General features: G+C 59.7%; 14 protein-coding genes. All 14 read right to left on the bottom strand.

The features are described from left to right. Positions 1 to 511: 511 nt before the first annotated feature. The gene (locus DT019_RS08690; protein ID WP_114036131.1) at positions 512 to 718 is read right to left on the bottom strand and encodes a hypothetical protein; all 207 of its coding nucleotides are present in this window, start codon (positions 716 to 718) and stop codon (positions 512 to 514) included. Between the two features lie 150 nt (positions 719 to 868). Then, a complete protein-coding gene (locus DT019_RS39465; protein ID WP_189389320.1) occupies positions 869 to 1,039 on the bottom strand; it encodes a hypothetical protein in 171 nt (56 codons plus the stop codon). Between the two features lie 2 nt (positions 1,040 to 1,041). After that, complete coding sequence (locus DT019_RS08685) at positions 1,042 to 1,221, bottom strand: hypothetical protein (protein ID WP_114036130.1); 180 nt, start codon at positions 1,219 to 1,221, stop codon at positions 1,042 to 1,044. Beyond that, entirely contained in the window at positions 1,218 to 1,424 is a 207-nt protein-coding gene (locus DT019_RS41030) for an HNH endonuclease (protein WP_114036510.1), read from the bottom strand. The genes DT019_RS08685 and DT019_RS41030 overlap by 4 nt, the downstream gene beginning before the upstream one ends. Positions 1,425 to 1,489: 65 nt before the next feature. Next, positions 1,490 to 2,365: an RNA polymerase sigma factor gene (locus tag DT019_RS08675; RefSeq protein ID WP_114036129.1), complete on the bottom strand. Its 876-nt coding sequence runs from the start codon at positions 2,363 to 2,365 to the stop codon at positions 1,490 to 1,492. 524 nt (positions 2,366 to 2,889) lie between these two features. Next, on the bottom strand, positions 2,890 to 4,788 hold the full coding sequence (locus DT019_RS08670) for a DNA polymerase (RefSeq protein WP_223279361.1): 1,899 nt from the start codon (positions 4,786 to 4,788) through the stop codon (positions 2,890 to 2,892). A gap of 20 nt (positions 4,789 to 4,808) precedes the next feature. Then, positions 4,809 to 6,971 (bottom strand): phage/plasmid primase, P4 family, encoded by a 2,163-nt coding sequence (locus DT019_RS08665; RefSeq protein WP_223279360.1) that lies wholly within the window; start codon positions 6,969 to 6,971, stop codon positions 4,809 to 4,811. A 307-nt stretch (positions 6,972 to 7,278) separates the two neighbouring features. After that, positions 7,279 to 7,719: an HNH endonuclease gene (locus tag DT019_RS08660; RefSeq protein WP_114036126.1), complete on the bottom strand. Its 441-nt coding sequence runs from the start codon at positions 7,717 to 7,719 to the stop codon at positions 7,279 to 7,281. A 296-nt stretch (positions 7,720 to 8,015) separates the two neighbouring features. Then, positions 8,016 to 8,156: a hypothetical protein gene (locus DT019_RS39460; protein ID WP_189389317.1), complete on the bottom strand. Its 141-nt coding sequence runs from the start codon at positions 8,154 to 8,156 to the stop codon at positions 8,016 to 8,018. Then, positions 8,153 to 8,380 carry a hypothetical protein gene (locus DT019_RS08650; RefSeq protein ID WP_223279359.1) on the bottom strand — a complete coding sequence of 76 codons (228 nt, stop codon included), beginning with the start codon at positions 8,378 to 8,380 and terminating at the stop codon, positions 8,153 to 8,155. Before DT019_RS08650 ends, DT019_RS39460 begins: the two co-directional genes overlap by 4 nt. A gap of 63 nt (positions 8,381 to 8,443) precedes the next feature. Further along, positions 8,444 to 8,602 (bottom strand): hypothetical protein, encoded by a 159-nt coding sequence (locus DT019_RS39455; RefSeq protein WP_189389313.1) that lies wholly within the window; start codon positions 8,600 to 8,602, stop codon positions 8,444 to 8,446. A gap of 543 nt (positions 8,603 to 9,145) precedes the next feature. Then, complete coding sequence (locus DT019_RS08635) at positions 9,146 to 9,847, bottom strand: hypothetical protein (RefSeq protein ID WP_114036121.1); 702 nt, start codon at positions 9,845 to 9,847, stop codon at positions 9,146 to 9,148. Positions 9,848 to 9,983: 136 nt separating this feature from the next. Further along, the gene (locus tag DT019_RS08630; protein WP_189389310.1) at positions 9,984 to 10,598 is read right to left on the bottom strand and encodes an RNA ligase family protein; all 615 of its coding nucleotides are present in this window, start codon (positions 10,596 to 10,598) and stop codon (positions 9,984 to 9,986) included. A 120-nt stretch (positions 10,599 to 10,718) separates the two neighbouring features. After that, the gene (locus tag DT019_RS08625) at positions 10,719 to 11,570 is read right to left on the bottom strand and encodes a hypothetical protein (protein ID WP_114036119.1); all 852 of its coding nucleotides are present in this window, start codon (positions 11,568 to 11,570) and stop codon (positions 10,719 to 10,721) included. Positions 11,571 to 12,076: the final 506 nt, after the last annotated feature.

Here is a 12,076-nt window from a genome sequence, read left to right as displayed (position 1 = left end):
ATAAATGCGACCATGACCTAATCCCCCCTCAGATCTGGCCAAGTTGGATGGGCCAGATCGTATGACTCTCACGTACGTGTGGTCTAGAAGTGAACAGAGGTTGGCGGAGTATGTAGTTCCTGTGAAGGCGGGACGCGATGATCTACACCCAGCTTCCGAGCGAGCACACATTGTTACTCGAACACCCATACGAGCGCAAGGGAATATGCCCATACTTGACATGGACACGTCACGCTACCTACGCGAAAGAGGCCCCCATTTCTGGGGGCCTCTCTATGACTATCTACCGGCGCGTACGGCTGCACGGAATCGCTCCGCACGGTCTTCAGCAGGTCGCTTAGCTAGGCACTCTGCGATCTGCGAAGCCAACCAGGATGCGTCAGCCTCTGTCATGCGCAGTAGCTTCTGAATGCCCCCAGCGGTTGTCACCTCTGCTTCCAGCACGTGGAAGTCACCTTCCAGTCGCATGGCCACTGCCCCTACGCTGCGGATTGAGTCGGCGTGTCGCACCTCAGTTGCTCCATGCGCTCTCATATCCGAACAGACGAGCCACACGATCAGCCTCGCGCTGAATGATCTCGCGGAACTCGGCCAGCTCAGCCTCTGTCATTTCAACCCCGCAATCCCTAGGGTCGTAGTAACCAAGGGTATTCGCGATCCCGTTCATGAGAGCGTCTTGAGCCTTCCGCTTGAGTTCGGTCCGCGTCATCTTCGGCATGGTTCCTCCAGACGGTTACCTGAGCGCTTCGGCGCCGAGACCACTATGGGGCACGGCTACGCCTCAGCGCAAGCACCTACAGGAAACTGCATGTGGTACCTGAGAGGTAGGGGCACATGCAGTTTCCTGTACATGACCCGTTGCCCGCGATCAGAAGTCGTCGCCAGCGAGCCACTCTGTCAGCCTGAGGATGTCGTCAGGCTCGACGCCCTGCGGCACGTTTGCTCGAATCAGTGCTGCCGCAATCGTGTAGACGTCCACCCGATCGGCCAGACGGGAGACGGCCGTAGGCTCATCCACGGAAGCGTCAATCTTGGCCATATCTAGCGCCCTCTCAGGCATTGCAGCACACGAAGGCTGATCTTCAGGTCGGCTGCCTCGACTCCATGCAGGTTAACCACGCTGGTGGTTTCACCTTCGGCGTTTAGCATCTCGAACTCGGTCATGCCGTGGGCAAGCTCAGCCACATGGACGCTGTAGCCGTTTGTCAGGGTGTACCTCATACCGTCACGCTCTCTTTTTCACGTGCGCCAAATGTTGCTGCCCACTGAGCTAGCGTCAGCGTGCCCTTAGACGTGTTACAGGGTGCGCAAGCCGGGAGCACGTTCCGAAGAACGTCAGTCCCGCCCTTCGCGATGGGCTTGATGTGGTCTAGGTGCTCCGCTGGCGCGTCACAATAGGCACAGCGGGTTCCCCATCGGGCCATGACGTCAGCGCGCCTGTACGGGACTTCCCTTACCCTTCGGTGTGCCCAGTACAGGGCCGCGTAGCTCACTTGCGACCGCCACGACCGAGACGCTCCGCAGCGATAGCGGTCAGCTCTTCAGCCTCTGCGTCGTCGCGGGCCACTGCCTTGATGTAGCGCTTGGCGAACGTCTTGTGACCCTTCACGCGGGCATCACGCGCCGGAATGATCCCCAGCCCCAGCGCCGCAGCCAGCCCGGGAAGGTCACCGGCTTCGCCCGTACCGAAACACTGTGCTCCGCCGATTCCGTAGGAGAGTCGCAGCGCATTCGCTTGGTTGTCACTCATGGAATCCAGCACAGCATTCACGGTGGCTATCTTGGCTGCGCGATCTTCGCCGTTGAGGTCTTCCGCCGTTACCAGGTCACCCGGCACGCCCCATGGGCTAGTCAGGTTCGTGTCAGACCACGGCAGCTCAGTCTCAGACATCTGACTGTCCAGCGACGTTGTTCCCTGCCACGCCAGGCGGGCCGCACGGGCACGGTCAGCGCCGAGCCGTATTCCCTTGGGCGGAACGCTCTGGGCGAGTTGCTCAGCAAGGTGCTGGTCACCATCTGCCCGTTCGAGCATGGAGGCAAAGACCTTGATTGCGTCCTTGTCGATTCCGGCGTTCATCTCGCTGCGGCTCTTGTCCTTGAGTCTGTTGTCCATGGACGAGTACATGAAGGCGAAGAACGAATCGACCGTTTCGCCAGCGAAACGGGGCAGCGCCTCCCACAGCGCCAAGCTGGCTTCTTGCGAGGCATCTTCGTAGTGGTCACTGAAGTGTGAGCCAGTGAGCTTCATGCGGTTGGCTGCGGCCCTTGCCAGCGTGGCTATTCGGCCTTCGAGGGCTTCAAGCACCGCCTTGATCCCGTCAAGGTCGTTGCGCTGGGCTGCGTGGATGAGGTCCATGTTCAACATGGCTGGTTCCTTCCGTTCGCTGGTCTCAGATGGAGAGAGAGCGAGTCGAATGCCTGGAAGGGGTTAGCCATCGGCCGGTAGACGAGTGACGTGGGTCACGGCATGGGGGTGCCCAGGGTCATCAGGTCATGGAAGGCGGAGCGGACTAGCCCCCTCAGATCGGGGGTTCCGCTTGTACGAAGGTCCGGCCGGAGCCTTCGTCGTCGCTGGGGTGAGTAGACGCTTTTTCCTGTAGGTGGTCAATAAGGTTCGCGCTTGAGCTACCCAGTAGACCCGTGCAAGGCAGTAGAAGTTGTTCGAAGATTCGAAGGCGTGACCCGGTTCGTCCCTTGGGATGACAGGGCGGGCATATGCCAAACCGGACGATGACCTATCGAACGAAGGTCGTGACCTTAGGCGGCTCAGCACCACAACCGATCAAAAAATCATGGAAACTGGCCGCTCCGCAGCCACTTGCAGTTTCCTGTATGTGACCTCTGCGTAACCAACCGATCAGCAGAGAGTCACACAGGGACTAGTTCAGGTCACACGTCGGCACCGTAGAGGCTGCCCCAACTACGCCGACCAATCTCCGCCTCAGCCTCAATGGGGACGCCGAACAGATCGAACGTCATAGCTTCGCGGATGGACTCGGCGAACGCCCCGGCATCAGCCTCAGGCACGCTGCACAAAACCTCGTCATGGATGGGCAGTCGCATGTACGGCAAAAGCCCCTGTTCCTCCATGTTGATGAGGCTTTGTCCCAAACAGTCGCGCGCAACGCTCTGACAGGCGTAGTTCACAACGGCGTACATGCGCTCTCTGTCGAGGGGCAGGCGCCGCCCAGTGACGCTCAGGTGCACCATGCCAGTCTCGTACGCTTCGCGCTGCCAGCGGTTGGACATGCGCTTGACTTCCGGGTACACGCGGTCATACGCGGCAAGCGCGCGCCTTACCTCTTCCATGGGCGCGCCGGTTTGCCGCTGAATGGTCGCAGCCCCTCCCCCGTACACCTTGCCGAAGGCAATTCCCTTGGAGATCTTCCGGTGCTTTGGGGTGAAGTCTTCGCCGAATACCATTCGCGCTGTGAAGGAATGCAGATCCTCGCCAGCGTTGATGGCCCGCTTCATCTGCGTCACATCTGCCAGCGCAGCAAGCACGCGAAGCTCAACCGCAGCGAAGTCGGTCGAGACCATTACGTGATTTGGCTCCGCCAACAGACAGCGCCGGATCATGGCGTCACCGGATGGGAGCGTTTGCAGCGCCGGACGGGTGATGCTCATACGGCCCGTGCGCGCCTGCATTGAATTTATAAAGCAGTGAACGCGGCCCTCAGCGTCCGCAGCTCCCAAGAATGTCTGCGTGTATGTGCTGCGCCACTTTCCAGCCCGCTTGCTGCGCAGAATGGCTTCAGCGAGCGGATTGGGCTTTCGCAGGTTCAGGCGCTCACCTTGTAGGCTGACATCAGCAAGCGCACTCAGTACGGCCTTATCGACTTTCAGGGCTCCGCTGGCCGTGCGCTCCGTGAGGGTTTCCCCCATGCCCACCAGGGCTTCAGAGATTTGCCGAATGCTGTTGACACTGGATACTCCATAGCGGAGTGCCTGAGCTTCGAAATGCACAGCCTCTTCGCCTAGCTGCGCGTCCAGCGCCCGGGTGTAATCCACATCGAGCACCATTCCCGTTCGCTGCATGATGGCGCAGATGCGAGCTATCTCGTGCTCGTAGGCGATAAGGCGGGGTCGTACGTCCAGCTTCGCCAGCTCAGCGTCAAGGGCCACGTTCAGGCGCGCTGTCAGTAGCACGTCCAGACCCGCGTACAGAAGATATGTTGGGTGCTCCAGCGGAATGCCAGCCCATCCCGTGGCCTTCGTGAGCTTCAGCGACCGGAAGACAGCCGTCAGGTCACCCTGAGTGTCAGGCGAAGCCGGATCAATATAGTAGGCGCTGAGCGGCTTGAGGGCAGTACCACGTCCACCTTCTTGGGGCTGACGCGGGTCAACAAGTCCGGCCTTTAGCCGAGTGTCTACAGTGCGTGGCGCCAGGCTCTCAATGGGCATGTCCGCGTGGCGATCCAACACGGCCCAATCGAACGGCGCGTTGTGGATCAGAAACTGTTGCCCGTGATGCAGGGCCCACTCAGCGGTGCCAGCATGGTAGCCGCCGTACTCGTACAGAAGCACCCACGCGTTAAACCGGTCGCCAAACTGCACTGTCCGCAGTCGATACCCGGGCGAATAGATGTCGAGCCCCGTAGTCTCTGTGTCAAGCGCAATGGGTCCAGCGTCGTTAGCGCGCTTAAACCACGCTTTGAATTCCTGCAAGTCGGCGTAGCTCTCAGGCACCTTGACTGTGACCGATGAGCCAGCGATCTCGTACGGGTATACCTTCATACCGCCTCTTTGTGTGCAGCAAAAAGGGGTCACATACAGTTTCCTGTACATGACCCCTTCTGCGTGTTGTGTTAATCCTGGGCGAAGATGCCCGGACCCGATGGCTTCGCAGTGCTCTGCGCAAGCCGGATTCCTACCAGCGCCATACCCTTAGCCACGCGCACCCGCTGAATGCCACGCTCTTCCATGGCTCCATAGAACGCGCGACGCGACCAAACTTCCTTGGACGGAAGGCCTTCAGCTTCACACCAGTCGCGGTAGCAGTTGTAGGCTTCCGCCCCATCCAAGCGGGCACCATCGTCACGCGTCAGCACCCCAGGAAAGAAGCCAGCCAGCGTGTCTGACGTTTCCTTGTACTCTCGCGTAGCTGCACTAATGCACTCAGGGTCGGCCAAGCCTTCGGCAAACCAGCGGGCTGCACCTCGAACTGCCCACGCTGCAATGCCCTGTGCTTCCGCCATGAGCTTTTTGTCAAGGTCGTGGTCACGCTCATGCGGAGCAAAGAACCGCTTGAAGGGGATCATTTTCACGCGTCGCCAAAGCCCGTCATCCTGCCCCCGGAATTTCGGCTTGTGATTCGTCGCCAGCATGAGCAGAAAGGACGGCTTGAACTCGAAGAATTCCTGCCGAAGGAAGCGGGCCGCGATCATGTCCTTACCCGTGACCCGCTTCAGAACCGCTTCGCTCATAGGCTTGCCTGACTCGCCCTCAGAGGCCATAACCAGCCGGGCCCCGCGCAACGCGGCAATATCGTTCGGGATTCCTCCGCTGGCCTTTTCTTCGAAAGTGGCGAACGGCGTAGTCTTCGACACGCTTCGAAAGACCTCAGACAGCGTGTCAGTAAGCACACTCTTGCCGTTCGCACCTTTGCCCCAGAGCACAGCGAAACACTGCTCATCGGTATACCCCGTGACGCCGTACCCGCAGAGGCGCTGAATGTACGGCACCAACTCAGGGTCATCGGGAAAGATTTCCGCAAGAAAGTCCTCCCAACGAGGACATTCCGCTGAAGGTTCGTATTCGAGATCAAGGCAGTACGTAATCATGTCGCTCTTCGCATGTGGTCTCAGGCGCCCAGTGCGAAGCTCAACGGTGCCATTGCGAAAGCTGAGCAGATCCGGGCGAGCATCAAAGTCGCCAGCGGCCACATACACCGATGGCACGGCTTTCAACTCAGTCATTAGGTCGTCTATCCGCGATGTGGTCGCGAACGGTTTCGCCTCTTTGACCTTGCCAGCGAGCATGAGAGCAGCGGCCATGCGGTGGATTTCCTGCCGCACCTTGACTTGGCTCGGCTCCCAGACGCGCCCGTTCCAGACATAGAAGCCGAGCCCCTTTGCCCAGCGAATACGTCCGTCACACCAAGCAACCAGCGCATGCGCATTCATGGCGTCCGTGTCGCCGTAGCGTTCCAAGAGCCCCGCGAGAATACGCGCCGCTTCATGACCCTGATCACTCGACACAATGTCTGCGCCGGTTGCTTCGTTCAGTTCCTCGCTGACGGCTTCGCGCTGGGCTTCGCGGGCATCTGCTACAGGCTTCGCGCCCTTGACCGCCTTGTGCAGTGCCGGGGCAAAGATTAGCGGGTCTGCCTCACGCCACGCTGTTAGATCAGTCTTCGGGCCATAGTCGGGTATGCGCAACTCGAAGACCGGAGTGCCATAGGGCTTAAGTCCTTCGGCCAACAGCCTGTTGAAACGAAGCCCAGCTTCGTCATTGTCCCCACATGCGATGATCTGAGTACCGCGAAGCCCTTCGGCAAGCTCAGCTAGCAACTCCGGGCTACCCGCCAGCGCAGCACCCCGAACCATAACCACGTCGTAGCCGACTGCAACCGCTGTAAGGCCATCTCCGGGCCCTTCGGTCACCAGCGTGACCCCGTAGCCACCCTGTCCATGGAACACGCCGTAGGGTGCCCAGCGTCGCCCCTTCGGATTCATCAGGGATACCCAGCGCCCGGGGCATTCGCCGCTGATATCCCGACCCTGCAAGCCGCGAGGCACACCGTCAAAATCACATAGTGGAACTACCAGGCGCGGAAAACGATCAAATGCATCGCTGGTGTAAGCGAAACCAGTACCCTCGTCATATCCCAGCCCCAGCCCCACGGCATCATCTACGGAAAGCCCGAACCGCCGACTCATGTAGTCAATGGCTCGCTTGCTATTTGGCAACCGCGTTGTGGACTCATCCACGTACATGGCCAAAGCCGCAATGTGCGCAATGCCCACCATCGCAGGTCGCTCCTTTGGCACTGTTGCCCCTTCCCCCTCAACATCGAAGAAGGCAGAAGATCTCAGCCCAGCCGCGCCAGCGATAGCGTCAAAGGTGCAACCCGCTCGGCAATGTACCCGAACTTTGTTGTCATCCCCCCGCCAAATCCGAAGAGACGGACGGGAATCACTGTGCGCCGGACACGCCGCAAGGTAACCCCCGTCCGCCTCTTCGCTCACTTCGCTGAATCGGTCAAGGATGTCCCTGAACAGCATGATTGACCCCTCTCTTTTGATTTCAGCGATAGGAGAGGCAGTCGGTAGCGCGCTAGAAGGGGTAGCCGTTACCGGGCGTCTCGTCGCGCTTGAATGTCAGCGCCCATTCCGCCAGCGTCTTAGCACCCTTGGAAAGGTTGCAGCGTTGACAGGCAGGCACAATGTTGCGCTCCGCATCCACCCCGCCCCTACTCAGCGGGCGAACGTGGTCAAGATGGGTGGCGTGGGCACCGCAATAGGCACAGGCATAACCCCAGCGCGTGAAAATGGCGGTACGCGAATACGCCTCATGGACCACGCCATACGCCTCTGCACGCCGCTTATGGGTCAGCCTGTGACGCTCATCTGGCGACAGCGACCGGTAATAGCCCTTGATGTGCTGCTGTTGCTTTTTGCGGCGACACGTGGCGCAAGCAGAGCTTGGTTTCTTGGCTTTGCCTGCCAAAAACTGTTCAGCGGGTTTGGCCCGCCCACATAGCCGACAGATTTTCATTGCTACGCACCTGCCAGAACGGCCATCCATAGACCGAAGAACATGAGCCACGTCACTGCCACTACGACGAAAATGACTAGCACTGCCTTGAGTGTTTCAAGCATGAAACCACCTAACGTCAGCGCCCCGCGCAATGGCTGTGGCCAGTGCATCGGCGTAGCGTGTCCAGTCCTTGCGCTGTCGCGCGTCGGCTTGCAGCCAGATTGTGTCACCGTGCCCCAATTTCCGAAGGTCTCCCAGCGCTGGGGCTGTGTCATGCGAGACGCGCCTGTCCACCTACGGTTTCCTGTATGTGGTCACCGCTGACACAGCCCCTTGACAACAACCAGCGTCATTGCGAATGCCTCAGCGGGAGAGAATCCCGCGAAGATGTACGCGTCATAGAACTCGCGCATCTGCACGGCATGCTTGCGGCATTCGCTAAACGGATCGTTCATACGGCGAATCCGGGGGTGATCAGTCGCACGTGCTCCGTGGTGATCCATTGTGGCGTCAGCGTCTTGCGCCTGGTGAAGCCGGATTCCGTGCCCGTGGGCTGAATATGCAGTACGGGAATCAGCACGTTGCCGACACCCTCAACGGATGTGCTGCGTGCGGTGGCTTCCAGCACGATTGCGTCAGCTACACGCACCCGGTTGCCCTGTCTGGCCGAATAGGCCACGAGGTCACCTGCATGAAGCTCTTCGCCTGCATAGTCGGTTACGACCCCTCTTTTACCCATGGGTTACTCTCCGCTCAGTTCTGCAAGAAGGGTTTGTACCGCAGCGTCTTCCTTCGCGGTAGACGTCTCGTACGTGATCAGCGCTTTGAGGCCGCGCAAAATCAGCGCAAGTTCCTCGTAGGACGCTTCGAGCACAATTGAACTGGTCGACAGCTTCGCCATACTTCCTCCCTAGCTTCCTACTGCCTCAGGCCCGGCACCCGCGCGACAGCGCAAGTGCCGGGCAATCGGCGGAGCTCTTAAAACTCAGGGAAGGCGTCAAGCGTGTCAGGCTGCGCAGGCTCCCGCTCATCAAAGTAGGTCGACAGAATCGAAACGTCAGCGACAACGTCAGTCCGCTTAGCCTGCACATTCTTCGCTGTCACACCCTCAAAGTGCCTGACAGCATTTCGTGCCTGTGCCGCGCCACCAGCAATGACAAGGGCGCTGACAAACTCGCCAGGCTGAACGTCGTCAGTGCGGGAAACCGCATAAAGGGCCATAGCTTCGCTCCTAGTGTTAGCTGTATTCGGGATCGCCAATAGGCTCAGGGTCGGTGCTCAGGAATCCGCGCCGGGCACGCTCAGAAAGTACAGTCAGGCGCTGGCGCGGAGGAAACTCCCACAAGGGGCGCTGAACAAGTTCGTCCGGCGCCGCCTTGAAGAGTTGTGCGTCTGTGGTCACGCACTCTTCAGAAATGGTTGTCCACTGTGCCATTAGCCTTGCTCAGCGCTCTTCGCCGATGGCATCGTTGTAGCTGCCGAGCACAGTAATTACCGGCTTGTGATAGCTCACGCGGCCGAACTTTGGCGAGTCATATTCGACATGCTCAAGCTTCAGCTCACACAGCGCGGGGCCATCCACAGCGTCTAGCGCATCCTTGACTTCGTGAATGACCTCAGCCAGCGTCCAGGCAGTGGCGATCATCTTGCCCACGCCCAGCTCATAGCCCAGACCAGCGAGCCGGAAAGTCACGTTGATGGAGGGTGCCGGACCGCGCTTCTTCTTGGCCCGCTCCTTGCGCTCAGTCATCAGCTCGGGGCAGCCGCACGGCTCTCCCTTGTCTTCAGGCAGAAGGGAGTACTGGCCATCACACTCGTGGATGGGGCCGACCGGACCCCAGAGAATGAGTTTGTCCTCAATGGCTGCGCTACCGTCGATGACGATTTCAACCGCGTTGGCTTCAGTAAGGACATGCAGGTTCATGTCCTTCGTTGCGTCGTACTCTTCGGGCGTGCCGCCGTACAACTCAGCAATGCCAGCGGCTATGGCCGGGTCGTCGGTCAGCACGCGCCAGGCGCTCAGGCTTACCGGCTTCTTGTCGCGCTGCATACCGGACCGGAACTGAAAGGCCGGACGCTCGAACGATGTAGTCTCGCGCTTTACGGGCTTAGCGTCGGGGTCGGTGTCGAAAATGCGAAGAGCCATGCGGGCCGCCTTGTCTGTGAGAGTGATCAGAGGGGCGGAGCAGGGTCACCACGTCTTATGGCTAGTGCGCCAGCGCGGGCTATTCCTGCCGCTCCGTCCCCCTTCAAATGGGCTCTAGCGAGTCGAATGCCAGCCGCTACGCCTCCCACTTGCCCGCGTCGTTGTTGTCTAGCGTGACCTTGCTGACGCTGCGCGAAGCCGTGTGATAGACGCAGATGCCCTCAGGGCGCATGAAATGCGGTGCGGCAACTGACCCAGACGCAGCAAGGTTCCCCAGCGCTGTGCCAATCGCCTTTTCGCTGAACATGCCTACGTACAGCGTCGGAACAACACCCAGCGTTGCGGTACCAACCGTTTCCCGAATACCCGCATACCGCTCTGTGTTGAATAGAGAGAAGCTGCGCAAGTCGCGGGCATAGCCTCGCTGAATTCCTTGGCCCCACCATTCGCCGAAATGCAACCCTTCCCCGAGCAGGGTCACGAGCTGTGCGGCATTTTCGTAAACCCATGCGGCAAAACCGAAATTGTCGGTGGTCTTGCCGGGCGTGATGATGCGCTTGCGGCTCTGTGCAGAAACTATGTACCGAGTGCCACCCACAACAGTGGTGTACGCGGTACCTGGGTATGGCGACTGCGCGCGCTTATCAAAAGCGCTGATATGGATTGCTGCGTTCGTGCCGTCCAGCTTTTCCGTGACGATGATGTCCCGAAAAAGGCGAGTGGTCTTGGGCCATGCAACGAACTCGTGCATCGTCTCTCCTCGCGTAGCCATCTGCCTTCAAAGGGAGCTCTAGCGAGTCGAATGACAGGCTGCGCCGGACAGAAAAAAGCCCCCGGCATCCCACGAGGGACACCAGGGGCTCACAACGGGCTAGGCGCGGCGCTGAGTACCAGTAGCCACGCGGGAGGCTGCCAGCGGGGCACCCAGAGCCTTACGGCTGCAACTCTGCTCCCAATCAAAGGTCTGGCGCAGGTACACGAAGTGGCTGAACGCCTCAGCGAGCTGCGGAGCATACACAGGATGCAGCGTCCAGCCTTCCGGCGTGATGTGAAGTACGACTGCGCCGCTGAATGTGGGCATGCGCTCTTCAGCGCCAGACGGATCAATGAGCTTGTCAGCGCTGGCGTATGCCGCCATCTGAAGTGCGACGCTGGGCCACACGCTCTTGGATGTCTTCCAGTCAGCTATGACGTTTACCCAAACGGCCGCACCACTGGCATTGGCAGGGTCCATCGTCCATGTGCCATCAGCGTTTGTGACCACGCGCAGCCGCAGCCAGGCATCAAAGCTGCCCGCATAGCGGTAGGTGTCGGACCATGCGACGTCCTCAGCGCGCACAAGCTCCGGCCGCACACGCTCCAAGAAATCGGCAAATCCCCGCCGGTACGGCTCTAGATCAGGGTGTACCCGCCCAATGGGCTCACGCCGAATCTGACGCTCAAACAGGTCGTGTGCCTGGCTGCCAATCTTGCTCCGCGCGCTGGTGTATCGCGGGGCAGCGCCAGCAAGGTACTTCTTGGCCCCTTCGCGGTCGCGCTCAGCCATGGCAGCGATGAAGTCCAGCGAGTCAATGGCAAGCTCAGCAGACATGTTCGCGTACCAGCGCTGAAGGAACGGCTTAGGCAACATGTCCACGATGCGGGTAACGCCCGGGTACTTGGTGTCCGGCTCCGCTTCCTTGTAGTAGAAGCGGTTCTGTCCTGGCGTGGTCTTGATCGGCATGTGATCCCCTTTCGAAGAGGATCTAGCGAGTGGAGTGCGCATGTAGGAATGTAGTTTTGCGGGGTACTTCTGTTTTCCTATAGGGTTTTCTAAGGGATTACAGAAACAGGGTCTGTAACTACACTTCTACATCGCGGCGCTGTGTAGCTCGCTGAAGCCATGCGAAAGCCCCGCCCGACCACTGGGGCCGAACGGGGCTCAGAGCCGCTGAGGCGAGAACTACAGGGTTAGATCAACACGGAACCTGACCACGCTGACGATCGTGCCGAAATTATTTCGGGTTGCTGCGTCTACAGCGTCTCCGAGATGCTCCGTGTTGTCACAGGCGAAGAACTCAGCCGTTTCATGCACGTTGGCGTCACACTCGCTCTCTCCCTCGGGGACTGTGATACGCACGCCATACCGCATGGGCCCGCCAGCCTTGCCACAGGTATAGCAGTCCCGCTCACCCTCGTACCGCTCTTGACCCTGCACACGTGTATTCATTCCGGACCTTTCTGTTTCCC

Source organism: Streptomyces sp. SDr-06 (genome assembly GCF_003324565.1).
Classification (GTDB): Bacteria; Actinomycetota; Actinomycetes; order Streptomycetales; family Streptomycetaceae; genus Streptomyces.
This window is presented reverse-complemented; position numbering and strand designations above follow the sequence as displayed.

What these genes read in the sequence shown, in the direction of transcription:
- DT019_RS08635 (WP_114036121.1), bottom strand. Translation starts at nt 9,847, where the DNA reads ATGGCTCTTCGCATTTTCGACACCGACCCCGACGCTAAGCCCGTAAAG.
- DT019_RS39455 (WP_189389313.1), bottom strand. Translation starts at nt 8,602, where the DNA reads ATGGCGAAGCTGTCGACCAGTTCAATTGTGCTCGAAGCGTCCTACGAG.
- DT019_RS08665 (WP_223279360.1), bottom strand. Translation starts at nt 6,971, where the DNA reads ATGGTGGGCATTGCGCACATTGCGGCTTTGGCCATGTACGTGGATGAG.
- DT019_RS08630 (WP_189389310.1), bottom strand. Translation starts at nt 10,598, where the DNA reads ATGCACGAGTTCGTTGCATGGCCCAAGACCACTCGCCTTTTTCGGGAC.
- DT019_RS08670 (WP_223279361.1), bottom strand. Translation starts at nt 4,788, where the DNA reads ATGTACAGGAAACTGTATGTGACCCCTTTTTGCTGCACACAAAGAGGC.
- DT019_RS08690 (WP_114036131.1), bottom strand. Translation starts at nt 718, where the DNA reads ATGCCGAAGATGACGCGGACCGAACTCAAGCGGAAGGCTCAAGACGCT.
- DT019_RS39460 (WP_189389317.1), bottom strand. Translation starts at nt 8,156, where the DNA reads ATGAACGATCCGTTTAGCGAATGCCGCAAGCATGCCGTGCAGATGCGC.
- DT019_RS08660 (WP_114036126.1), bottom strand. Translation starts at nt 7,719, where the DNA reads ATGAAAATCTGTCGGCTATGTGGGCGGGCCAAACCCGCTGAACAGTTT.
- DT019_RS39465 (WP_189389320.1), bottom strand. Translation starts at nt 1,039, where the DNA reads ATGGCCAAGATTGACGCTTCCGTGGATGAGCCTACGGCCGTCTCCCGT.
- DT019_RS41030 (WP_114036510.1), bottom strand. Translation starts at nt 1,424, where the DNA reads ATGGCCCGATGGGGAACCCGCTGTGCCTATTGTGACGCGCCAGCGGAG.
- DT019_RS08685 (WP_114036130.1), bottom strand. Translation starts at nt 1,221, where the DNA reads ATGAGGTACACCCTGACAAACGGCTACAGCGTCCATGTGGCTGAGCTT.
- DT019_RS08675 (WP_114036129.1), bottom strand. Translation starts at nt 2,365, where the DNA reads ATGTTGAACATGGACCTCATCCACGCAGCCCAGCGCAACGACCTTGAC.
- DT019_RS08625 (WP_114036119.1), bottom strand. Translation starts at nt 11,570, where the DNA reads ATGCCGATCAAGACCACGCCAGGACAGAACCGCTTCTACTACAAGGAA.